Source organism: Lysobacter firmicutimachus (genome assembly GCF_037027445.1).
GTDB lineage: Bacteria > Pseudomonadota > Gammaproteobacteria > Xanthomonadales > Xanthomonadaceae > Lysobacter > Lysobacter firmicutimachus.
This window is the reverse complement of sequence record NZ_JBANDL010000002.1, coordinates 4,286,272-4,309,758: the sequence shown is the minus strand read 5'-3', so window position 1 is coordinate 4,309,758 and position 23,487 is coordinate 4,286,272. Positions and strand designations below refer to the sequence as shown.

Below are 23,487 nucleotides of genomic sequence, written 5' to 3'. Positions count from 1 at the left end.
GACGGGTTCGATACGGCGTGTTCAGGGAGGCGGAATGGGCTGTGCGTTCATCGCATCCGCCCGTCGTCTCCGCTCAATCGCGCAGCTCGGCGACCTGACACGGCAGCTCGAGCTGGGCCAACACCGCCGCGGTGACTTCGGCGGTGGTCGCGGCGCGGCCGGCCGGGGCCAGGTCGGCGGTCAGCGTGCCGGCCTCCAGCACCGCGGCGACCGCGCGCTCGACGCATTCGGCCTCGGCCTCCAGGCCCAGCGAATGGCGCAGCAGCAGCGCGGCGCTGAGGATGGTGCCGCAGGGGTTGGCGATGCCGCGGCCGGCGATGTCCGGCGCCGAACCGTGGATCGGTTCGTACAGACCGACCTTGCCTTCGCCGAGCGAGGCCGAGGGCAGCAGGCCCAGCGAACCGGCCAGCATCGAGGCTTCGTCGGTGAGGATGTCGCCGAACATGTTCTCGGTGACGATCACGTCGAACGCGCGCGGCTTGGCGATCAGATGCATCGCCATCGAATCGACCAGCTGATGCTCCAGGGTCACGTCGGGGAATTCCTCGCGCGCCACCTTTGCCGCGACTTCGCGCCACAACCGCGAGGTCTCCAGCACGTTGGCCTTGTCGACCGAGACCACATGCTTGCGGCGGCCGCGGGCGAGTTCGCAGGCGCGGCGCACGACCCGTTCGATCTCGGCCACGCTGTACTCGCACAGGTCGCTGGCGGCGTCGGGACTGCGTTGCTTGCGGCCGAAATAGATGCCGCCGGTGAGTTCGCGCACCACCATCAGGTCGACCCCGGCCAGCAGGTGCGGTTTGATCGGCGACGCGCCGAGGGTGGCGGCGTGCGGTTGCACCGGGCGCAGGTTGGCGTACAGGCCCAGTCCCTTGCGCAGCGCCAGCAGGCCTTGCTCGGGGCGGACCTTGGCTTGCGGATCGGACCACTTGGGGCCGCCGACCGCGCCCAGCAGCACCGCGTCGGCGCGCTGGCAGGCCTGCAGGGTCGCCGCCGGCAGCGGCTCGCCGCTGGCGTCGATCGCGGCGCCGCCGATCGCATGCTCGCGCAGTTCAAAATGGTGACCGTAGCGGGCCGCGACCGCGCGCAGCACTTCGACCGCGGCGGCAGTGACTTCCGGACCGATGCCGTCGCCGGGCAGAACGACGATGTCAGCGCGCATGGGAGGACTCCTGGGATGGGGATTGCGCCGCGGCGCGGCGCTGTTCGTAGTGATTGATCGCCTGCTGCTGGCGCAGCAGATAGCCGAGCTGGTCGACGCCCTCGATGAGGCAGGTCTGGGCGAAGGCGTCGAGCGGGAACTCGACCGAGCGCCCGTCGGGCAGATGCAGGCGGCGTTCGCGCACGTCGATGCGCAGCTCGATGCCCGGCCGGGCGAGCAGCTCGTCGAGCAGCGCCTGCTCGACCACCACCGGCAGCAGGCCGTTCTTGAGCGAGTTGCTGCGGAAGATGTCGGCGATCTCGCTGCTGATCACCGCGCGCAGGCCGAGGTCGGTCAGCGCCCAGGGCGCGTGTTCGCGCGAAGAGCCGCAGCCGAAATTGCGCCCGGCGACCAGGATCGCGGCGCCGGCGTTTGCGAGCTTGTTGAACTCGAAGGCCGGGTTGGGCGAGCCGTCGGCCAGGTAGCGCCAGTCGTTGAAGGCGAACTTGCCCAGGCCCTTGCGCTCGGTGGTGGTCAGAAAGCGCGCCGGGATGATCTGGTCGGTGTCGATGTTGCGCTCGCGCAGCACCACGGTGCGCGAGACCAGTTCGACGAAGCCGGCGCCGGCGTCGGTAGAAGCGATGGAAGCGGACATCACGCGACCTCCTGGACGGCCGAGGCTTGGGCGGCATGGGCGAGGTAATCGCGCGGGTCGACCACCCGTCCGGCGACGGCGCAGGCCGCCGCGGTCAGCGGCGAAGCCAGCAGAGTGCGCGCACCCTTGCCTTGGCGGCCCTCGAAATTGCGGTTGCTGGTCGATACCGCCAACTGACCGGCGCCGACCAGATCGCCGTTCATGGCGATGCACATCGAGCAACCGGGTTCGCGCCATTCGGCGCCGGCGGCGCGGATCACCGCGTCCAGGCCCTCGGCCTCGGCATCGCGCTTGACCTGCTCGGAGCCGGGCACGACCAGCATGCGCACGCGCGGATGCACGTGGCGGCCACGCAGCACCTCGGCGGCCTGGCGCAGGTCGGACAGGCGCGAGTTGGTGCAACTGCCGACGAACACCACGTCGACCGGACGTCCGGCCAGCGCGCTGCCGCCTTCGAAGCCCATGTAGGCCAGGGCCTTGGCCTCGTCGGCGTCGCCGGCCTGCGGCAACGCCGCGTCGACCGCGGCGACCTGGCCCGGGTGCGTGCCCCAGGTCAGGGTCGGCTTGATCGTGGACGCATCGATATGCACTTCGCGGTCGAAGCGTGCGCCTGGGTCGGTCTTGAACTCGCTCCAACGCGCCACGGCGCGCTCGAAGTCGGCGCCGCGCGGCGCGCGCGGGGTCTTGGCCAGATAGTCGTAGGTGACCCGGTCCGGCGCGATCAGGCCGGCGCGGGCGCCGGCCTCGATCGACATGTTGCACACCGTCATGCGCTCGTCCATCGACAGCGCGCGCACGGTCGAGCCGCGGTACTCGATGACGTGGCCGGTGCCGCCGTTGACGCCGATTTCGCCGATCACGTGCAGGATCAGGTCCTTGGCGCCGACGCCGGGGGCCAGCTCGCCTTCGATGTTGATCGCCAGGGTCTTGGGCTTGCGCTGCAGCAGGCATTGGGTGGCCAGCACGTGGCCGACTTCGCTGGTGCCGATGCCGAAGGCCAGCGCGCCGAACGCACCGTGGGTGGCGGTGTGGCTGTCGCCGCAGACGATGGTCTGGCCGGGCTGGGTCAGACCCAGTTCCGGGCCGATCACGTGGACGATGCCGCGATGGGCGCTGTCGAAATCGAACAGCTCGATGCCGTGGCGCGCGCAGTTGCGGCGCAGGGTGTCGACCTGATGCTCGGCCTCGGCGGTGTAGTAGGGCAGACGGCCGTCGGCGCCGGCGGGCAGGGTCGGGGTGGAATGGTCGAGCGTGCCCTTGGTCAGATCGGTGCGGCGCGGTTTGAGGCCGCGCGCTTCGAGTTCGGCGAAGGCCTGCGGCGAGGTGACCTCGTGGATCAGGTGCAGGTCGATGTACAGCACCGCGGGCGCGGCCTCGCTTTCGGGCGCGACCAGGTGGGCGTCCCACAGTTTGTCGAACAGGGTGCTGGGCTGGGTGGCTGAAGTCATGATGGGGGCGACTATGGCTTTCGGCTTGAATGGTTCGATCTTCGGTGTCCCTTCTCCCGGTTGCGGGAGAAGGGCTCAGGTCAGGCGGTGGCGGCGACCTTGTGCGGCTGCGACTCGGCTTGCTGACGGGTGCGCAGCAAGCGGTTGGCCAACTCCAGCCAGGCCAGCGCACTGGCCTCGATGATGTCGGTGCTGGTCCCGGAGCCGGTCAGCTCGATCCCGTCCACGCGCGCGGTCACGCTGGCCTGCCCCTGGGCATCGTCGCCGGTGGTCACGCTGGAGACGTTGTAGCTGTCGATGCGCAGGGCGATGCCGGTAGCGCGGGCCAGGGCGGCGAACAGCGCGTGCACCGGTCCGTCGCCGACCGCGGCTTCGCTGATCGTGGCGCCGTCGGGCTCGACCAACTGCACGCTCGCGGTCGGCAAGCTGCCGTCGGCGACGCCGGTGCTGACGTGGGCGCGCACCAGCCGGTAGCCGCGCGCGGCCTTGGCGTCGGCGCCGAGCACCAGCGCCTCCAGGTCGGCGTCGAACACTTCGCGCTTCTTCTCGGCCAACGCCTTGAAGCTGGCGAACACCGCGTTCAAACGCGCCTCGTCCAGGCTGAAGCCCAAGGCCTGCAGGCGGTCGCTCAGCGCGGCGCGGCCGCTGTGGCGGCCCATGACCATCTGCGACTGCGCCCAGCCCACGGTCTCCGGGTGCATGATCTCGTAGGTGCCGCGGTGCTTGAGCATGCCGTGCTGGTGGATGCCCGATTCGTGCGCGAACGCGTTCTGGCCGACGATGGCCTTGTTGCGCTGGACCACCATGCCGGTGATGCGCGACAGCAGGCGCGAGGTCGGCACCAGCCGGCGGCTGTCGATGCGGGTGCCGACGTTGTAGTAGGCGTTGCGCACCCGCAGCGCCATCACCAGCTCTTCCAGCGCGCAGTTGCCGGCGCGTTCGCCGATGCCGTTGATGGTGCATTCGACCTGGCGCGCGCCGCCTTCGATCGCGGCCAGGCTGTTGGCCACGGCCAGGCCCAGGTCGTTGTGGCAGTGGGCGCTGAACACCGCCTTGTCGGCGTCGCGCACGTTGCCACGCAGGTGTTCGAACAGGGCGCGGATCTCGCTCGGGGTGGTGTAGCCGACGGTGTCGGGAATATTCAGCGTGCGCGCGCCGGCGGCGACCGCGGCGCTGCAGATCTCGACCAGATAATCGTGCTCGGTGCGCAGCGCGTCCTCGCAGGAGAACTCGACGTCGTCGACGTAGCGGCGCGCCTGCTCGATCGCGGCGATCGCGCGCTCGGTCACCTGCTGCTTGTCCAGGTTGAGCTTGTGCTGGCGGTGCAGCGGGCTGGTGGAGATGAACACGTGGATACGCGGCTTGGCCGCGCCTTCCAGGGCGCGCGCGCAGGCTTCGATGTCGCCGGGGTGGCAGCGGGCCAGGGTCGCCAGGGTCGAGCCGCGCACTTCGCGCACGATCGCCCGGGTGCCTTCCAGGTCGGCCTCGGAACTGGCGGGAAAGCCGGCCTCGATCACGTCGACGCCGAGTTCGGACAAGGCATGGGCGAAGCGCAGCTTCTGGCTGGCGGTCATGCTGCAGCCCGGCGACTGCTCGCCGTCGCGCAGGCTGGTGTCGAAAATCGTGACCTGTTGTTGCGGCGGGTCGGTCGGTACTACCGGTCCGGACGTGTCGTTCATGGGAATCAATCCTCTAATACGGCGTAACGCGGGTTGGAAGTCGTGGCATCGTCGCTGGGGCGGGAGTCGGGGCCGCGGCGGCCCCGACTAAGTCGCATCGCGGGATCGAGATTGGCGAGCTTGTAAATGTCCGCCTCGACGGTGGCCGCTTCGCGACCGAGCGCTTCGCGGTTGCGCCGGCGCGGGCGCCGCGGCGGCCGCGGCCGCACGTCCGACAGCAGCTGCGCCAGCACCCCGGCGTCGACGTTGCCGCCGGACACCACCGCGCATTTGCGCTTGCCGACGATGCGGCGACCGGCGGCCAGGGCCAGGGCGCCGGCGCCCTCGGCGATGATGTGTTCTTCCAGCGCGAGCCGGACCAGGGTTTCGCGCAGCTCGGCTTCGCGCACGATCACCACGTCGTCGAGCATTTCGCCGAGCACGCGCTCGGTCAGGCGGCCGGGCTCTTTGACCCGCACGCCGTCGGCCAGGGTCGCGGCCGGCTCGAGCAGGCGGCGATCGCCGCGCAGGGCGCGCGCCATCGAGTCCACGCCTTCGACCTGGGCGCCGATCACCCGCACCTTGCGGCCGGCGGCGCCGCCCGCCAGCAGCTGCGACTTCAACGCCATCGCCACGCCGGCGGCGAGGCCGCCGCCGCCGATCGGCACCAGCACCACGTCGGGCAGGAAGGCCGCCAGTTCCAGGCCGATCGTGCCCTGGCCGGCGATCACGTCGGGGTCGTCGAAGGCCGACAGCAGCCGGTAGTCGTGCTGCTCGGCCAGTTCCTTGGCGAAGGCCTTGGCGTCGTCGTAGCCGTCGCCGTGTAGGCGCACGGTGGCGCCCCAATGGGCGACGCCGGCGACCTTGGTCTGCGGCGCGGTGCGCGGCATGACCGTGATCGCGGGGACGCCCAGGCGATACGCGGCCCAGGCCAGGCCCTGGGCATGATTGCCGGCCGAGGCGGCGATCACCGGACGATGATCGCCGCGTTCGCGCCCGGCCAGCAGGGCGTTGAGCGCGCCGCGCACCTTGTAGGAGCCGGTGCGCTGCAGGTTCTCCAGTTTCAACCAGCAGCCGAAGCGCTCGGCGTGGTGCAGCGGAGTCGGCTCCAGATAACGCCTCAGCCGCACTTGCGCCGCCAACAGGTCGGCGGCGCTGAGCGTGGCCAGGCTGGCTACGTCGCAGTCCATGGCTCAGACCGCGGTCAGCCAGGCGGCGTAGCGCGGCTCTTCGCCGCGCACGACGCGTGCGTACAGGGCGGCCAGCTCGCGCGTGACCGGGTTGTCGCCGAATTCGCGGCGGTCCAGCACGCTGATCGGGGTGGCTTCGGCGGCGGTGCCGCAGACGAAGACTTCGTCGGCGTCGAGCAGTTCGTGCAGGGTGACCTCGCGCGATTGCGCGCCGGACAGCTCGATCATGGTGTCGCGGGTGATGCCGGGCAGGGCGTCGCGATGTTCGACCGAGGTCACCACGCCGTTCTTGACCATGAACACATTGGCGCCGGTGCACTCGACCACATAGCCTTTGTCGTCGGTGAACAAGGCCTCGTCGAAGCCGCGCTGCTTGGCTTCGCGCTTGGCCAGGATCGAATTGACGTAGGCGCCGCTGAGCTTGAGCGCCGGCAGCGAGGTGGCCGGGTTGCGCTTCCACGGCGACACGGTCAGGCGGGTGCGCGCGCCGCCCAGATGCACGACCTTGGGCAGGGTCGCGATCATCAGATGCTGGCTCAGCGGATCGACGTCCAGGCCGATGCTGCCCGTGCCCATCCAGGTCAGCGGGCGGATGTAGGCGTCGCGGTGGCCGTTGGCGCGCAGGGTGGCCAGGGTCGCCTGGCTGGCCCGCTCGACGTCGAAGTCGATGCCGAACATGTCCGCACCCTTGCGCATGCGCTCCATGTGCTCGGGCAGGCGGAACACCGCCGCGCCGCCGTCGGCGGTGGCGTAGCTGCGGATGCCTTCGAACACCGCGGTGCCGTAATGCATGGCGTGGGTGGTCAGCGGCGCTTCCGGCGCGTCGCCGGGGATGAACTGGCCATCGAACCAAATGAGCGGCATTCGCTGGGAAGTCGGGACTTCGCTACGAGCGCGGGACTCAGGACTACGAGCCGCGGTCGACGGTTCGACTTCAGCGCGCGCCGCCTCGCTGCGCGCCGGCACATACGCGCGCTCGCGCGTCGCAGCCGCGGCTTGCGCGGGCGATTGGTTTTCGGCCGCGGCCGGACGTTCCAGGGTTTCGGCGGTCAGGTGCATGGGGAAACCTCAACGGCAAGACAGTCGTAGAGCTTGGCGAGCTGGGTCTGCAGCGCGGTGTCGGCGCGATCGCCCTCCACCGTCATGCGCAGGTGCCAGCGATCGCCGTCGGGTTGCGCTTCGCCGTCCACCGACAGCGGACGGAAGCCGCGGCGCTCGGCGGCGCCCAGTACGCGAGCCAGCGCGCCTTCGGCCTGGCGCAGGGTCAGATCAAGCTGGTATCGCATGGGCGTCCTCCGTCGCGTTGGGGGTGGTGGGGCTCAGACTGACGATCGCGTCGGCGTCGGCCGCTTCGGGATCGAGCATCTGGGCGTTGTTGTGGTTCGGCGGCACCAGCGGCCAGACGTTGGCGGCCTGGTCGATGGCGACGTGCAGCAGCACCGGGCCCGGGGTTTCCAGCATGTAGGCCAGGGCCTCGTCGACCGAGTCGGCGCGGTCGACGTACATCGCCTTGACCCCGAATGCGGCGGCCAGGGCGCAGAAGTCCGGGTTGTCGGACAGATCGATTTCGGAATAGCGGCGTTCGAAGAACAGCTCCTGCCATTGCCGCACCATGCCCAGGGCCTGGTTGTCGAGCAGGACGATCTTCACCGGCAGGCGGTAGCGGGCGATGGTCGCCAGCTCCTGCACGTTCATCAGGAACGAGCCGTCGCCGCTGACGCAGATCACCCGCGCTTCCGGCTCGCCTCCGTCGGCATGGGCCAGCTGCGCGCCCATCGCCGCCGGCACGCCGAAGCCCATCGCGCCCAGGCCGCCGCTGGTCAGGTGCTTGCGCGGGTCGTCGAAGCGCCAGTGCTGGGCGACCCACATCTGGTGCTGGCCGACGTCGCAGGCGACCACCGCCTCCGGCGCCAGTTCCGACAGGCGTTTGAGCAGCGCCGGCGCGTACACGCTTTCGCCGGGCGCGTCGTAGCGCGGCGCGCAATCGCGCTTGCGCTGCAGGCAGGTGTCGCGCCAGGCGCGGCGGGCGCCGCCGTTGCGACCCTGCAACTGGGCGGTGACCGGCGCTGTCAGCGCGTCCAGCGAACGGCGCAGGTCGCCCTGCACCGCGGCGTCGGCGTAGCGCAGCTTGCCGATCTCGCAGGCGTCCAGGTCCATGTGCACGACCCGCGCGTTGGGCGCGAATTCGGCCAGCTTGCCGGTGGCGCGGTCGTCGAAGCGGGCGCCGACGACGATCAGCAGATCGCATTCCTGCACCGACAGATTGGCCGCGCGGTTGCCGTGCATGCCGAGCATGCCCAGGTTCAGCGCGTGCTCGGCCGGCAGCGCGCCCAGGCCTTTTAACGTCAGCACCGCCGGGATCTGGCTGCCTTCGACGAAGGCGCGGAACGATTCGACCGCGCCGCCCAGGGCGATGCCGCCGCCGCCGTAGATCAGCGGCTTGCGCGCGTGCGCGATCAGCGCCGCGGCTTCGTGGTAGGCCGCGTCCGGCGCGCGCGGCACCGGGTCGACCGGCAGCGGCGCGTGCGCGGCCAGATGCGAGGCGTCGGCGTTCTGCACGTCCTTGGGCAGATCGATCAGCACCGGGCCGGGGCGGCCGGAACGGGCCAGGCGGAACGCCTCGGCGACCGTCCGCGGCAGCTCGTCGACGCTGCGCACCAGGAAGCTGTGCTTGACGATCGGTAGGGTCATGCCGAACACGTCCAGCTCCTGGAACGCATCGGTGCCCATCAGCGTGGTCGCGACCTGGCCGGTGATGGCGACCATCGGCACCGAGTCCAGCATCGCGTCGGCGATGCCGGTGACCAGGTTGGAAGCGCCCGGACCGGACGTGGCTACGCAGACGCCGACTCGCCCGCTGGCACGGGCATAGCCGTTGGCCGCGAAAGCCGCGCCTTGCTCGTGACGGACCAGCACATGCTTGAGGTCCGACCCGTGCAGGGCATCGTAGAAAGGCATGATGGTGCCGCCCGGATAACCGAACAGCGTGTCCACGCCTTCTGCGGCCAGTGCTTGCACCAGCCAGCGGGCACCGTTCATCAGGCGGCCTCTTCCTGTCGTTCGCCGCGGGTCGCGGCGGGAGCGGCGGGCTGCGCCTTGGGCGCGGTGTCCAGCCACTTCATGTTGGCGCGCAGCTTCTTGCCGACCGCCTCGATCGGATGCTCCAGGTCGCCCTGCTTGAGCGCCTTGTAGTGGGCGTTGCCGGCGGCGTATTCGGCGATCCACTGCTTGGCGAAGGTGCCGTCCTGGATTTCGGCCAGGACCTTGCGCATCTGCGCCTTGGTGTTGTCGTCGACCACGTAGGGGCCGCGGGTCAGCGCGCCGTACTGCGCGGTCTCGCTGATGAATTCGTGCATGCGGGTCACGCCGCCTTCGTAGAACAGGTCGACGATCAGCTTCAGTTCGTGCAGGCACTCGTAGTACGCGACTTCCGGCTGGTAGCCGGCTTCGACCAGGGTTTCCCAGCCGGCCTGGACCAGCTTGGTCGCGCCGCCGCACAGCACCGCCTGCTCGCCGAACAGGTCGGTCTCGGTCTCTTCCTTGAAGGTGGTCTTGATCGCGTTCTGGCGCGCGCCGCCGATGCCGGCGCAGTAAGTCAGGGCGAACTCCTCGGCGCGGCCGCTCTTGTCCTGGTGCACGGCGTAGACGCTGGGCACGCCGCGGCCGATTTCGTACTCGCGGCGGACCAGCGCGCCCGGACCCTTGGGCGCCACCAGGACCACGTCGAGGTCGGCGCGCGGCGCGATCTGGCCGTAGTGGACGTTGAAGCCGTGCGCGAACAGCAGGCAGGCGCCCTGGCGGATGTTCGGTTCGATGACGTCGCGGTACAGCTGCGGCTGGACCATGTCCGGGGTCAGCACCGCGACCAGGTCGGCGGCGGCGACCGCTTCGGCCGGCGTGGCGACGGCGAAACCGTCGGCCTTGGCCTTGATCTCGGTCGGGCCGCCCGGGCGCAGGCCTACGGTGACGTCGAAGCCGGAGTCGCGCAGGTTCAGCGCATGAGCGCGGCCCTGGCTGCCGTAGCCGACGATGGCGATCTTGGGGCGGGAGGCGGTGCTGGTGGTCATGGTGGTCTCGGGAGAAGTGAGTGGAGAGGAGCGAGGGGAGAGGAACGAGTTGCGTCAGGCGGGTTCGGGGACGGCGCTGTCGATCAACGCCGCGTCGATCTTTTTCGTCGCCGGCGATTGCAACGGGCCCGGCGCGGTGACCGCGCCGCGCGAGGCCGAGCCGACCAGCCGCGCGTACTTGGCCAGCGCGCCGGTGGTCACGCGCGGCGCCATCCGCGCCGGTTCGCGCGCGGCCAGGTCGGCGGCGACGTTGAGGGTGCGGGTCTTGACGTCGATGCTGACCACGTCGCCTTCGCGCAGCCGCGCGATCGGGCCGCCGTGCGCGGCCTCCGGCGAGATGTGGCCGACCATGAAGCCGTGGGTCGCGCCGCTGAAGCGGCCGTCGGTGATCAGGGCGACGTCGTTGCTCAGCCCTTGGCCGACCAGGGCCGCGGTGACCGCCAGCATCTCGCGCATGCCCGGACCGCCGGTCGGGCCTTCGAAGCGGATCACGACCACGTCGCCAGCATGGATCTGCCGCGCCTGGACCGCGGCGAACGCGGCTTCTTCGGAATCGAACACCCGCGCCGGACCGGCGAAATGCTCGCGGCCGTGGCCGGCCAGTTTCAGAATGCAGCCGTCCGGCGCCAGGTTGCCGTAGATGATCGAGTAGCCGCCGCGCGGCTTGATCGGGTCGGCGACCGGACGCACCACGTCCTGCGCGTCGCTCATCCGCGCCTGCGCCAGCTCCTGGAAAAAGGAACGGCCGGTGACCGTGGGAATGTCCTCGATCAGACCGGCCGCCTTGAGTTCGCGCGCCACCAGTGCCGCACCGCCGAATTCGAACATTTCCGCGGCGGTGTAGCGGCCGCCCGGTTTCAGGTCGGCGATCACCGGCGTGTGCGCGGCGGCTTCGAACTCTTCCAGGTCGAAAGTGACGCCGGCTTCGTGGGCGATCGCCAGCAGGTGCAGGGCGGCATTGGTCGAGCCGGCGGTGGCCGAGACCGCGCGCGCGGCGTTGCGCAGCGCCTGGGGAGAGAGCAGTTCGCGCGGTCCCGGCCCGCCGTCGCGCAGGCGTTGCATCACCATCTCGCCGCAGGCGCGTGCGGCTTCGGGCTTGTCGGCGTGGATCGCCGGAATGTCGTTCAGGCCCAGCGGCGACAGGCCGAGGAAGGTCAGCACCATGGCCATGGTGTTGGCGGTGAACTGGCCGCCGCAGGCGCCGGCGCCGGGACAGGCATGGGCTTCGATGCGGTGCAGTTCGGCGTCGTCGATGCGCCCGGCCGAGTGCGCGCCGACCGCTTCGAACACGTCCTGCACGGTCAGCGGCTTGTCCTCGCCGGTGCCGCGCTTGGACGGGCAATGCCCCGGCATGATCGTGCCGCCGTAGAGGATCACGGTCGGGATATCCAGGCGCGCGGCGGCCATCGCCGCGGCCGGGATGGTCTTGTCGCAGCCGACCAGCAGCACCATCGCGTCCAGGCAGTGGCCGGACACGGCCAGTTCGATCGAATCGGCGATGGTCTCGCGCGAGGCCAGCGAAGCGCGCATGCCGTCGCTGCCCATGGCGATGCCGTCGGTGACGGCGATGGTGTTGAACTCGATCGGCGTGCCGCCGCCGTCGTGCACGCCGCGGCGCACGTGCTGGGCCAGATCGCGCAGGGTGATGTTGCACGGCGACACGTCGGACCAGGTGTGGACCACGGCGACCAGCGGTCTGGCGATGGCCGCGTCGTCCAGGCCGGTGGCGCGCAGCATCGCGCGCGCGGGGGCTCGGGCCGGGCCTTGCTTGATGGCGTTGCTTCTCACGTACAACGGTTCCTGTGTTGCGCGTCCGTGGCGCGTGTCCGCACGATCCGCGTGCGGCGTTTGCAGGAACCCAGGGCCGTAAAACGAAAAACCCCGCGCCTTTGGGGCGCGGGGTTCGAGGTTCTTTCGACCTTGGGTTGTGTGGTTTTGCTACACGAACCCGACTCCCGCGCTGGTAAGCGAGGTAATAAGTACGAGGACGAGAATAATCGTGGCGATCGCGGGCGCGACCTTGAGCGCAACGCGCGCGGCGCCGTTCGAGGCCTGGGCGGCCCGGAGCGAAGTCGTCTGCGAGTGAGTGCTGCGCTGCGTCATGCGAACGAGAAGAACATGCCCGTTCGCGGCTTGTCAATAGTTTCTTGGAAAACCATCGCGGGGCGTGCGAGCAGTCACAGGGAACCTGGGAACGAAAGGGGGCCGCTAAGGCTTGGCCCCCTTCATTCCTGGCACGTTCGCGCTGAGTAGATCCGAAACTAGTGTGCTTCCAGGAGAAAAAAGGCCGGCAACTCGCCGCTCGCGTTGCAACATCGCAGCATTGCTTACGTTCAGTGCGTTCAGCCGCTTGCCGCGTGTGTGCCGGGGCGGCCCAGCGATCGCGAAAGCGACGATGGAGCACCGCTAAAGGGATCGGGCGGGTTAAGCCGGTGGCCCAACCCGCTCCTCCGCTGGGCCGCTCAGGCCCAGGCGGTGGCGAGCAGGCGATCGCGCAATGCGGCGTAATCCGCCGCCAGCGGCTCGGCCGAGGCAGGCCGCGCCAGCGATGCGGCCAATGCCGGCGGCGGTTCGACCGCATGCCCGGCCAGCGGCTCGACGATGCCGTCGAACTTGGCCGGATGCGCGGTCGCGACCACCGCCCACGGCCGTTCGTCGCCCTGCGCGCGCAGGGTCTCGAGCAAGCGCAGGCCGGTCGCGGTGTGCGGACAGGGGACCACACCATGGCGTTGCGGCGCCGCGGCGATCGTGGCGCGGATGGTGTCGTCGTCGACCCCGACCGCGCGCACCGCCGCGCGCAGTTCGGCGTCGTCGCGGTGCCAGTGGCGCAGGCGCTCGAAGTTGCTCGGCGCGCCGACGTCCATGGCGTTGGCCAGGGTGGCGCGGGTCGGTTGGGCAGCGTAGTCGGCACCGGCGAAGTAGCGCGGCAAGGTGTCGTTGGCGTTGGTGGCCAGGGCGATTTCGCCTATCGGCAGGCCCATGCGGCGGGCGACGAAGGCGGCGCAGGCGTTGCCGAGATTGCCGGTGGGGACGATGAAGTTGAGCGGCTCGCCGCGCTGCGCGTAATGCCGGCCGGCGGCGTGGGCGTAGTAGGCGGCTTGCGGCAGCAGCCGGCCCAGGCTGATGCTGTTGGCCGAACTCAGCGGCAACCGCGTGCGCAGCACTTCGTCGGCCAGGGCCTGCTTGGCCAGGCGTTGGCAGGCGTCGAAATCGCCGTCCACGCGCAGCGCGCGCACATTGTCGCCCCAGCAACCCAGGCCGTGGGCCTGGCGCGGCGAGACCCGCCCGTCGGGATACAGGATCACCACTTCGAAGCCGGCCCGGCGGTGGAAAGCGGCGGCGACCGCGGCGCCGGTATCGCCCGAGGTCGCGACCAGGATCGTGGTCGGCGCGTCGCCGTCCCGGCGCAGGCCGGCCAGGGCGCCGGCGAGGAAGCGCGCGGCGTAGTCCTTGAACGCCGCGGTGGGGCCGTGGAACAGCTCCAGCAGCCAGTCGTCGGCGCCGGCCAGCGGGCGCAGCGGCGCATCGAACGAGAACGCATGCGCGCAGATCTCGCCGAGCCGTTCGCGCAGCGACGACTGTTCGAAGTAGGGCGCGAGCAGCGCATGCGCGGTGTCGGGCAGGCGCTCGGCGGCGAGTGGCTGGTCCAGTGCGGGAATGCGTTCGGGAACGTAGAGCCCGCCGTCGGGCGCGAGACCGGCGGCGAGGGCGGCGTCGATCGGGGTCGGGGCGGTGCGGCCGCGGGTGCTGAGAAAGTTCATGCGAGGTCCGGTGATGGGGCGTTGATGCTTGCCGGGAGAGCGACTCCCCTTGCCCCCTTTTTCCAAAGGGGGGCGACAAGCATGTCGAATGGATGGAGGCCGTGGCTCTTGTCGTCGCCGCTGCCGTTGCCTTTGCCGTTACCCCCGTCGGACAGGGGACAGGGGACGGGCTGTTGCTTCCCCGCAGCGCCTACCCGATCACCTCCGCCCGCGGCCCCGCCACCGGCCCGACATAGGCGCGCGAATCGAAACCGGCGGCGGCGAACGCCGCGCGCATCGCGGCCGCTGCGGCCTGCGCCTGCGCTTCCGACGCGAACCAGGCGAAACAGCTCGGGCCGGCGCCGGAAATGCTGGCGCCGAGCGCGTCCTGGGCCAGCGCGGCCGCCTTGACTTGCGCGAAACCGGGAATCAGCGGCGCGCGGCGCGGCTCCACCAACAGGTCGACCAGGCCTTCGCGCAACAACTCGACGTCGCCGCGTTGCAGGCCGGTGAGGAACAGCGCCAGATGCGCGCTCTGCCTGACCACCTGCGCCAACGGATAAGGCTCGGCCAATACCGCGCGCGCGCGCCGGGTTTCCAGCACCTGATCGGGATGCACCACCACCGCATGCAGGAACGAGGGCACGCTCAGCGCAATCATCTTGGTCGAAGTCGCCATCACCACGCCGCCGAGCAGCATCGGCGCGACGTTGTCGCCGTGGCGGCTGCCGCTGGACACCGACTCGCCGTCGAGGGCGAATTCGTAAAGCGCTTCGCGCGACAGCGGCCGGTCGAGCAAGGCATTGGCGGCGACCAGCGCAGCGACGCAGGACGCGGCCGAGCCGCCGAGGCCGGAGCCGAGCGGAATGCCCTTGTCGAGTTCGAGTTCGAAGCCGTAGTCCAGGCCGAGCTTTTCGCGCAGGCAGATCAGCGCCTGTCCGGCGGTGTTGCGCGCCGCCTCCAGCGGCAATGCATCCGCGCCCGGCACCTCGCCGCGGATCGCGCGAATCCGCACCGTCGGCTCGTCGATGCGCCGCACCGTCGCCACGTCGCGCGGGCCGGCGATGGAATGGCCGAGCACGTCGAAGCCGACGCCGATGTTGCCGACGCTGGCCGGGGCGAAGGCCCGCGCCTGCCGCGCCGCGGACGCGGACGGTTCGGCGGCGGGTGAAGACATAGCAGCGCTCATGCACGGGCTCCCAAAGCTTGCGCGATCGTCAGCAGGTCGCCGAACACGCCGGCGGCGGTAACGTCCGGGCCGGCGCCCGGCCCTTGTACCACCAGCGGATTATCCGCGTAACGCAGGGTGCGGAACTGAATCAGGTTGTCGGTCAGCGCGCCGTGCAAAGCCGCATGCCCCGGCGGCGGCGAGACCACGCCGACGCTGGCGCGGCCGTCGCGGCCGAGCCGGGCCAGATAGCGCAGGCTCAGCCCGGCGGCGCGGGCGGTGTCGAAGCGCTGCTGCAGCGGCGCGTCGAGTTCGTGCAGGCGTTCGAAGAACTCCTCTTTCGATACCTCGCGCAGCGCCTCGGGCACCAGGCTTTCGACCTCGATCTGCTCCAGCGACAAGGCGCGGCCGGCTTCGCGGGCGAGGATCACCAGCTTGCGCGCGACGTCGGTGCCGGACAGATCGTCGCGCGGATCGGGTTCGGTATAGCCCAGTGCGTGCGCCTCGCGCACCAGTTCGGAGAACGCGGTGCGGCCGTCGTAACGGTTGAACAGCCAGGCCAGGGTGCCGGACAGAATGCCCTCGACTTCGGTCAGTTCGTCGCCGGTGTCGAGCAGCGAACGCAGGGTCTGGATCACCGGCAGGCCGGCGCCGACCGTGGCCTCGTAGCGGAACTGGCCGCCGTTGCGCGAGGCTTCGCGGATCGCCTGATAGCGCTCCAGCGGGCCGGCGCCGGCGTGTTTGCTCGGCGTCACCACGTGGATGCCGGCGGCGATCCACTGCGGGTAATGCGCGGCGACCGCGTCGCTGCCGCTGCAGTCGACGATCAGCGCATGCGGAATGTGCTCGGCGCGCACGTGCTCGGCGAACCGCTCCAAGTCCAGCGCTTCGTGCTCTTCGGACAAGGCCGCGGCGCCGTCCTCGAACGCCAGCGCGCGCGGCGCCAGATGCATGCGCCGGCTGTCGGCGAGCGCGCGCAAGCGCAGGTCCAGGCGCGAGTTGCGCTGGAAGCGCGGCTGCGCGGCGGCGAGCTGGGCGAGCAGGGCGCGGCCGACCTTGCCGGGGCCGATCAAACCGATCGAGATGCAGTGCGGCGACAGCCAGAACGCCGAATGCGCTGCGCGCAGGGCGCGGGTCGCGTCGCGCGCGGCGATCGCCACCGAGATATTGCGCTCGCCGGCGCCCTGAGCGATCGCACGCAGGTTCACCCGCGCCTTGGCCAGGGCGTCGAACAACTGCGCGGCGACGCCGGGCAGGCCGACCATGCCGTCGCCGACCGCGGCCAGCACGCACACGTCGGGGGTGACCGTGACGTCCTGCGCCTGACCGTCGGCCATCGCGTCGGCGAACGCGGCCAGGATCGCCGCGCGGCCGCGTTCGGCCTGATCGGCGCGCACCGCGCAACAGATCGAATGCTCGGACGAGCCCTGCGAAATCATCGTCACCGACACGCCGGCGCCGCGCAGCGCGCCGAACAGCCGTTCGGCGGTGCCGGGCACGCCGACCATGCCGTTGCCGACCAGTTCCAGCACGGCCAGGTTGTGGACCAGGCTCAGGCCTTTGACCGGCACCGCGTCGGGTTGGCTGTGCAGGCTGATCAAGGTGCCGGGCGCCTGCGGATTGCGGGTGTTGCGGATGCGCAGCGGGATGCCGCGCTGCTGCACCGGCGCCAGCGTCTGCGGGTGCAATACCTTGGCGCCGAAGTAGGCCAGTTCGCAGGCTTCGGCATAGGACATCGACGGCAGGCAGACCGCATCCGGCACCAGCCGCGGGTCGGCCGAGAGCACGCCGTCGACGTCGGTCCAGATGGTCAGCGCGTCGGCGTCGAACAGGTTGGCGAAGATCGCCGCGGAGAAGTCGCTGCCGTTGCGGCCTAGCGTGGTGTCCTGCCCCTGCGCGTCGCGGGCGACGAAGCCGGTGATCACCACGTGGCGGTCGTCGTGACGGCGGCGCCAATCGGCCAGGCGTTCGCGGCTCGCGGCCCAGTCCACGCCCACGCCCATCTCGCCCGGGTGCACCACCAGCACTTCGCGCGCGTCCAGCCGGCTCCACCCCGCCGCCGCGCCGCCAAGGGCGGCCAGGATCAGGTACGAGGACAGCACTTCGCCGAGACCGGGCAGGGCTGCGGCGAGTGCGGCGTCGTCCTGCGCGGCCAGCCGTTCCAGCGCTTGGCGCAGGCCTTCGCACTCGGCCTCGATCGCCTCGCGCGTGCCGTGGCGGCGGTGCGGGTCCAGCGAATCGGCGGTTTCGACATGGCGCTTGCGCAGCGCCGACCAGGCCGGCGCCCAGTCCTGGCCCGCGCGTGCGGCGGCGGTCAGGGCGACCAGCGCGTCGGTGACGCCCTGCATGGCCGAGACCACCGCCAGCCGCTGCGGCGCGCCGTCGTCGAGCAGGCCGACCGCAACCCGATAGCGGTCCGCATCGGCCAGGCTGCTGCCGCCGAATTTATGCGCATGGCGCTGCGGCAGCGGCGCCGGACGGGCGATGGGCCCGGATAGACAGGCGTCGGGATCGGAGGCGTCCGGCGCGGACGCATCGGCGTCGCGATCGAGCGCGGGGGATTCGAGTGCGGCTTGGGAGAGGGCGGACGACATGGGGAGGCTCCTGGTGGAGCTCCGCGTCCGGTTCCGGGTTCAGGCTGCCAGCCCGCACCCTGGTCGGGTGCGGAGCGGCGTGGTGGTTTACCTGGACACGCCCGTCCGCACCCCTGGCGAGGTGGTACCGGTACCGGTGGTGGTAATCGACATCGACGCGCACGACGACGAGCCGGCGGACCGGGTCGAGGCGTGGCGGACGAGGGCGATGGCGGGGTGCATGGGGCTAGCAATAACCCGGCGTTGTGCGGCGCGTCAAGAGGGCGCGCGCGGGTTTCCGGCGGACGGTCGTCCGCCCGCCGGGCCGGGGCGAGGGGCGGCGCTCGCCCGCGCGATCAGCCGCAGGCGGTGCGCAACGCGCGTGCGGCGACGCCGGTCGCCCCGCTTCGAGGTGGCCGCCCCGCGTCCGCAAATGCGCGGCGGCCGGGATCGCGGTTCACGCGGATTCGTCATGCGTTGCAGCAAACGCGGGCGACGCAGGCGTTGCGTCGCCCGCGGCGAGCGAACAGGTGTGCTTTTGCAAGGTCTTGCGTCTCACTCCATACCTCGGCTGTTTCGCGTATTCCCGGGCTGCGGCGCATCGCGCCGATTGGAATAACCAAAGCGTCGAAGCCATCGCATTCGCGACTAGACGCGACGCGTCAATCGCGCGGCATCGGCGCACGACAGCGGGCAGAGTCGGGCCGCTCGCGTTCTTCAGGGCGGCGGAAGCGAGCGTTGTCCGTGCGCTGAGGTACGCGCGCAGTCGCCTACATCCATCAGCGAAGAGGGCGACATGAAGCGAATTTCCAAAGTGGGTTGTGCGGTGCTGGCCGGCGGCGTGCTGGCGGCGTTCGGCGGCGCTGCGGCCGCGGGCGAACGCGCCGATGCGGGCGGCTTGAACAGCCGCGACCTGGTGTATTCCTACGACGAGATGTTCGATTTCGACATCGAGCGCTACCTGGACAAGCACGCGCCGCACCTGCGGCCGTATGCCGAAACGATTTCGCATTGGGCCGGCTACAGCGCGATCAGCCCGAAGGTGTTGATCGCGTTGATGGAACAGCAGAGCGGCGCGGTCAGCCGCAAGCAGGCCAGCCGCGATGCGCTGCGGCGTCCGTTCGGCAAGCTGGCCCAGGCCGGCGACTTCAACGGCCAGACCCGCGAGGTCGCGCTGGCGCTGCGTCAGGCGTTGTACGAACGCGAAGACGCCGATCTCGCGGCGAAGGGACCGGTGCCGCTGGCGCGGGCCAATCCGCTGCAGGCGCTGTACGCGCAGTCGGGCGAGAACGAAGCCAATGCCGCGCTGCTCGGCGACGGCCAGTTCCAACTGGTCTACGGCCGCCTGTTCAACGAACCGCGCAAGGCCAAGGCGCCGTCGCCGCGCTTCGCCGCGCAGGGCGACGTCGCCGCGCTCGCCGGCCCGCCGAACGGTTTCCTGCAGTTCCCGTATCCGCGCGGCCAGCGCTGGCACGTCGGCGGCGCGCACACCAACACCGGCTCGGGCAATTACCCGATGTCGTCGCTGGACATGTCGCTCGGCGGCGGCTGGGGCAGCAACCAGAGCAACGTGTGGGTGTCCTCGTCGGCGTCGGGTTCATTCAAGCGCCATTCCTCGTGTTTCGCCGAGGTCGTGCACAGCGGCGGTTGGTCGACCACCTACTACCACCTGATGAACATCCAGTACGGCACCGGCGCCAATGTCGCCGCCAACACCCGCATCGCCAATCCGGCCAACACCCGCGCGCAGGCGCTGTGCAACGGCGGGGCGTCGACCGGTCCGCACGAGCACTGGTCGCTGAAGAGCAACGGCAGCCATTACCACCTCAACGGCGTCTACCTGTCCGGCTTCCAGATCACCGCGACCGGCAGCAGCTACGACACCAATTGCAGCCGCTTCTATCTGACCAAGAACGGCACGCGCTACTGCTCGGGCTGGTTCACCAACCCGTAAGCGCGACGCGGCGCGCCCGGCCGGCGCTCGGCCGGCCGGGCGGCGTCGCCGTGCCGCCGCGCGCTCAGCCGCCCCACGGCGGCGGCGGGGCCGCGACCGGTGCGCTCAGATCGAATTCGACCCGGAACAGACGTCCGGGCCGGGCGAGTTCGTAGACGAAGCGTTGCGGCGCGACTTCGAGCGCCCACACGTTGCCCAGAGAGACCTCGCGCCCGAGCCGGCGGAACAGCGCCTGGCTTTCGGCATCGACCGGGAACTCGTAGCGGCCGGCCGGCGTGCCGGCGCGCTGTTCGCCGCCGTACCGGGTCAACGCATCGGCGCTGCCGTCGCGGTGGCGGTGATCGTGCTTCAGCCGCAGGCGGCCGTCTGCGAGCACGTCGATCACCCAGGTGCGCGAGCGGTCTTCGCCGACCTGGAAGGGAATGCGGATCTCGCCGCTGCGGCAATCGCGCACGTGCATGACCAGGGACTTGCCGGCGAAGGGATCGTCGGCGCTGGCCGGCGTGTCGGCTACGACCCGGCCGGCATAGGCCTGGCCGCACAAGGCGCGCAGCGGCGCCAGCGGATCGGCGACGGCGATCGCCGTCGTTCCGGCGCCGGAAGCGGGCGGGCGCGGCGTCGGTGCGGCGCAGGCGGCGATGCCCAGGCCGAAGCTGAGGGCCAGGACGGAGGCAAGCGCGTCGCGGCGCGTGCGGGCGGAACGAATCAGGGAATGTGGGCGCATGCGTGCACGCTAGCCGCGGCGGCGTTGGCCGGCAATCGCGGCGGCCGGGCGCTCCGGCGGCGGACGGCCCGGCCGATGAGGCCTGTGGGACCGGTCTGGCGGGCGGGGCCTGAACGGGACCGGCGCCGGCGCGCATTGGCGCCGGCCGCGGTTTCCATGTCTAATGCGCACTGAAGCGGGGGTACCGCGGTCTTCGGATCGACGGTTGAGACAGTCCCTTCGAACCTGATGCGGTTGAGACCGCCGTAGGGAAGCTTCGCCGGACGCGCCGCGGGCGCGGCCGCGCGCGCCCGCTTCGTCCCGGCTCGAAAGAGCGAATCTCAGGACGACAGCCATGAATGCGGTGCCCTCCGAACTGATCCAGCAAGCCGAGCAGCTCTCGGCCGACGTCACTCGCCCGATCCCCGGTTCGCGCAAGATCCACGTGCAAGGCTCGCGCGCGGACTTGCAGGTGCCGATGCGCGAAATCGCGCTGGCGCGCACGCCGACCATCTTCGGCGGCGAAGACAACGCGCCGCTGGCGGTGTACGACACCTCGGGCGCCTATACCGATCCGGCCGCCGCCATCGACCTCGCGCGCGGCCTGGCGCCGCTGCGCGCGGCCTGGATCGCCGAGCGCGGCGACACCGAGGCGCTGGCCGGCCTGTCGTCGGAGTTCGGCCGCAAGCGCGAACACGACCCCAAGCTGGCCCACGTGCGCTTCGGCAACCGGCCGCTGCCGCGGCGCGCGATCGCCGGCGCCAATGTGACCCAGATGCACTACGCGCGCCGCGGCATCGTCACCCCGGAAATGGAATACATCGCGATCCGCGAGAACCAGCGCCTGGAGGCGATCCGCGAGGCGCACCTGCTGAATCAGCATCCGGGCCACAGCTTCGGCGCCGACATCCAGAAGATCATCACCCCCGAATTCGTCCGCGACGAAGTCGCGCGCGGCCGCGCCATCATCCCCAACAACATCAACCACCCGGAAAGCGAGCCGATGATCATCGGCCGCAACTTCCTGACCAAGGTCAACGCCAACATCGGCAATTCGGCGGTGTCCTCCGGCATCGCCGAGGAAGTCGAGAAGCTGGTGTGGTCGATCCGCTGGGGCGCGGACACGGTCATGGACCTGTCCACCGGCAAGCACATCCACGAAACCCGCGAGTGGATCATCCGCAACTCGCCGGTGCCGATCGGCACGGTGCCGATCTACCAGGCGCTGGAGAAGGTCGACGGCCGCGCCGAAGAGCTCAACTGGGAGATCTTCCGCGACACCCTGATCGAACAGGCCGAGCAGGGCGTGGACTACTTCACCATCCACGCCGGCGTGCTGCTGCGCTACGTGCCGCTGACCGCCAAGCGCGTCACCGGCATCGTCTCGCGCGGCGGCTCGATCCTGGCCAAGTGGTGCCTGGCGCATCACAAGGAGAATTTCCTCTACACCCATTTCGAGGAAATCTGCGAAATCATGAAGGCCTACGACGTGGCCTTCTCGCTCGGCGACGGCCTGCGCCCGGGCTCGATCGCCGACGCCAACGACGCGGCCCAGTTCGGCGAGCTGGAAACCCTCGGCGAGCTGACCCAGATCGCCTGGAAGCACGACGTGCAGACCATGATCGAAGGCCCCGGCCACGTGCCGATGCAGCTGATCAAGGAAAACATGGACAAGCAGCTGGAGGTCTGCGGCGAAGCGCCGTTCTACACCCTCGGCCCGCTGACCACCGACATCGCCCCGGGCTACGACCACATCACCAGCGCGATCGGCGCGGCGATGATCGGCTGGTACGGCACCGCGATGCTGTGCTACGTGACGCCGAAGGAGCACTTGGGCCTGCCCAACAAGCACGACGTGCGCGAAGGCCTGATGGCCTACAAGATCGCCGCCCACGCCGCCGACCTGGCCAAGGGCCATCCGGGCGCGCAGGCGCGCGACAACGCGATGAGCAAGGCGCGCTTCGAGTTCCGCTGGGAAGACCAGTTCAACCTCGGCCTGGACCCGGAGCGGGCGCGCGAGTATCACGACGAGACCCTGCCCAAGGACGCGCACAAGGTCGCCCACTTCTGCTCGATGTGCGGCCCGCATTTCTGCTCGATGAAGATCACCCAGGACGTGCGCGACTACGCCAAGGAACACGGCGTCGACGAGCAGGCCGCGCTGGACGAGGGCATGGCCGAGAAGTCGGCCGAGTTCCGCGCCCAGGGCGCCGAGGTGTATCACCGCGCCTGAGGGCGCGCCGGGACGGAGGCATCGGACGTGCTGGATGCCTTCCGCCCCGGCTGCGGCGCGATGCATCGCCGCGCCTGAGGACGCGGCCGGCGGCCCCGGATGGCGCACAGACGCCGGCGACGCGGGGCAGGCTTGCCGCGGCCCCGGCTTTGGCCCCTACTATCCGCCGACTCCAGCCCGCGACCTCCCGGCTCCCCGCTCCATGGCCAGCTACGCTTCGCTCAAATGGCGCGCCCTCGCGCGCCGGCATCCGTCCGCCTTCCTGCTCGCGGCGCAACTGCTGAGCATGCTGGCCTATCCGCTGTTCGAGCCGGCCGGCGGCGGGCGCGTGGTGTTCGGCGCGTTCGGGGTGCTGGTGCTGGCGCTGGCGGTGTGGGTGGTCAACCGCAGCCCGGCGATCAAGTGGATCGCCTGGATCATCGCGATACCGGCGTTCGCGCTGTCGGTGCTGTCGGTGCTCTACGCCAGTCCGGTCCTGCTGGTGATGTCTTCGGCGCTGGAGGCGGCGCTGTACTTCTACGCCGCCGGCGCGTTGATCGCCTACATGATGAGCGACCACCGGGTCACCGCCGACGAACTGTTCGCCGCCGGGGCGACCTTCACCCTGCTGGCCTGGGGCTTCGCCTATGCTTTTCTGGTCTGCCAGGCTTGGTACCCGGGCAGCTTCGTCGGCGCCGAGCGCCCGGGCGAGCCGCGGACCTGGATCGAGCTGCTGTTCCTGAGCTTCACCAATCTGTCGGCGGTGGGCCTGGGCGATATCCTGCCGATGAGCCCGGCGGCGCGCGTACTGACCATGTTCGAGCAGTTCGCCGGGGTCGGTTACATCGCCGCGGTGGTGTCGCGCCTGATCGGCCTGACCATCCTGCGCCACGACCCGCGTTAAGCCGTTGGCGGGTTTTCTTACAGAAAAACACACACTTCCGGGCGCCTTTTGGAACGATACGTTTCGGCGCCTTC

General features: G+C 70.4%; 17 protein-coding genes and 1 riboswitch. Of the genes, 3 read left to right on the top strand and 14 right to left on the bottom strand.

All coding sequences use genetic code 11. From position 1 onward, the window contains the following. Positions 1–73: 73 nt before the first annotated feature. The 13 genes from leuB to thrA all read right to left on the bottom strand — a co-directional run bounded on the left by leuB (position 74) and on the right by thrA (position 17,661). Positions 74–1,162, bottom strand: coding sequence for a 3-isopropylmalate dehydrogenase (gene leuB, locus V2J18_RS18610; protein ID WP_064747186.1), 1,089 nt, complete (start codon positions 1,160–1,162; stop codon positions 74–76). Further along, the gene (leuD, locus tag V2J18_RS18605) at positions 1,152–1,796 is read right to left on the bottom strand and encodes a 3-isopropylmalate dehydratase small subunit (protein WP_336132559.1); all 645 of its coding nucleotides are present in this window, start codon (positions 1,794–1,796) and stop codon (positions 1,152–1,154) included. Before leuD ends, leuB begins: the two co-directional genes overlap by 11 nt. After that, positions 1,796–3,244: a 3-isopropylmalate dehydratase large subunit gene (leuC, locus tag V2J18_RS18600; protein WP_336132558.1), complete on the bottom strand. Its 1,449-nt coding sequence runs from the start codon at positions 3,242–3,244 to the stop codon at positions 1,796–1,798. Before leuC ends, leuD begins: the two co-directional genes overlap by 1 nt. Before the next feature lie 80 nt (positions 3,245–3,324). Then, complete coding sequence (locus tag V2J18_RS18595; RefSeq protein WP_336132557.1) at positions 3,325–4,923, bottom strand: 2-isopropylmalate synthase; 1,599 nt, start codon at positions 4,921–4,923, stop codon at positions 3,325–3,327. Between the two features lie 5 nt (positions 4,924–4,928). Then, complete coding sequence (locus tag V2J18_RS18590; RefSeq protein WP_425606061.1) at positions 4,929–6,092, bottom strand: threonine dehydratase; 1,164 nt, start codon at positions 6,090–6,092, stop codon at positions 4,929–4,931. A 3-nt stretch (positions 6,093–6,095) separates the two neighbouring features. Then, positions 6,096–6,956, bottom strand: coding sequence for an aminotransferase class IV (locus tag V2J18_RS18585; RefSeq protein ID WP_336132556.1), 861 nt, complete (start codon positions 6,954–6,956; stop codon positions 6,096–6,098). 185 nt (positions 6,957–7,141) lie between these two features. Continuing rightward, positions 7,142–7,378, bottom strand: a complete 237-nt coding sequence (locus V2J18_RS18580; protein ID WP_064747191.1) for an ACT domain-containing protein — start codon at positions 7,376–7,378, stop codon at positions 7,142–7,144. Then, positions 7,362–9,131, bottom strand: coding sequence for an acetolactate synthase 2 catalytic subunit (gene ilvG / locus V2J18_RS18575; protein ID WP_064747192.1), 1,770 nt, complete (start codon positions 9,129–9,131; stop codon positions 7,362–7,364). Before ilvG ends, V2J18_RS18580 begins: the two co-directional genes overlap by 17 nt. Beyond that, complete coding sequence (gene ilvC / locus V2J18_RS18570; RefSeq protein ID WP_064747193.1) at positions 9,131–10,159, bottom strand: ketol-acid reductoisomerase; 1,029 nt, start codon at positions 10,157–10,159, stop codon at positions 9,131–9,133. Before ilvC ends, ilvG begins: the two co-directional genes overlap by 1 nt. Positions 10,160–10,213: 54 nt before the next feature. Further along, positions 10,214–11,947, bottom strand: a complete 1,734-nt coding sequence (gene ilvD, locus V2J18_RS18565; protein ID WP_336132555.1) for a dihydroxy-acid dehydratase — start codon at positions 11,945–11,947, stop codon at positions 10,214–10,216. Positions 11,948–12,621: 674 nt separating this feature from the next. After that, the gene (thrC, locus tag V2J18_RS18560; RefSeq protein ID WP_336132554.1) at positions 12,622–13,920 is read right to left on the bottom strand and encodes a threonine synthase; all 1,299 of its coding nucleotides are present in this window, start codon (positions 13,918–13,920) and stop codon (positions 12,622–12,624) included. Between the two features lie 190 nt (positions 13,921–14,110). Next, a complete protein-coding gene (locus V2J18_RS18555) occupies positions 14,111–15,088 on the bottom strand; it encodes a homoserine kinase (protein WP_425606059.1) in 978 nt (325 codons plus the stop codon). Next, positions 15,085–17,661, bottom strand: a complete 2,577-nt coding sequence (thrA, locus tag V2J18_RS18550) for a bifunctional aspartate kinase/homoserine dehydrogenase I (RefSeq protein ID WP_336132552.1) — start codon at positions 17,659–17,661, stop codon at positions 15,085–15,087. The genes V2J18_RS18555 and thrA overlap by 4 nt, the downstream gene beginning before the upstream one ends. A gap of 775 nt (positions 17,662–18,436) precedes the next feature. On the opposite strand from thrA, the gene V2J18_RS18545 reads away from it, so the two are divergent. Then, positions 18,437–19,594 (top strand): M23 family metallopeptidase, encoded by a 1,158-nt coding sequence (locus tag V2J18_RS18545; RefSeq protein ID WP_336132551.1) that lies wholly within the window; start codon positions 18,437–18,439, stop codon positions 19,592–19,594. 64 nt (positions 19,595–19,658) lie between these two features. Here the strand turns inward: V2J18_RS18545 and V2J18_RS18540 are convergent, their stop codons facing one another. Beyond that, the gene (locus V2J18_RS18540) at positions 19,659–20,318 is read right to left on the bottom strand and encodes a hypothetical protein (protein ID WP_336132550.1); all 660 of its coding nucleotides are present in this window, start codon (positions 20,316–20,318) and stop codon (positions 19,659–19,661) included. A 167-nt stretch (positions 20,319–20,485) separates the two neighbouring features. Beyond that, a riboswitch (TPP riboswitch) is annotated at positions 20,486–20,588 on the top strand. Between the two features lie 64 nt (positions 20,589–20,652). On the opposite strand from V2J18_RS18540, the gene thiC reads away from it, so the two are divergent. Both thiC and V2J18_RS18530 read left to right on the top strand, forming a co-directional pair. After that, complete coding sequence (gene thiC / locus V2J18_RS18535) at positions 20,653–22,530, top strand: phosphomethylpyrimidine synthase ThiC (RefSeq protein WP_064748452.1); 1,878 nt, start codon at positions 20,653–20,655, stop codon at positions 22,528–22,530. A 202-nt stretch (positions 22,531–22,732) separates the two neighbouring features. Beyond that, positions 22,733–23,413 (top strand): ion channel, encoded by a 681-nt coding sequence (locus tag V2J18_RS18530; protein WP_336132549.1) that lies wholly within the window; start codon positions 22,733–22,735, stop codon positions 23,411–23,413. Positions 23,414–23,487 lie beyond the last annotated feature (74 nt).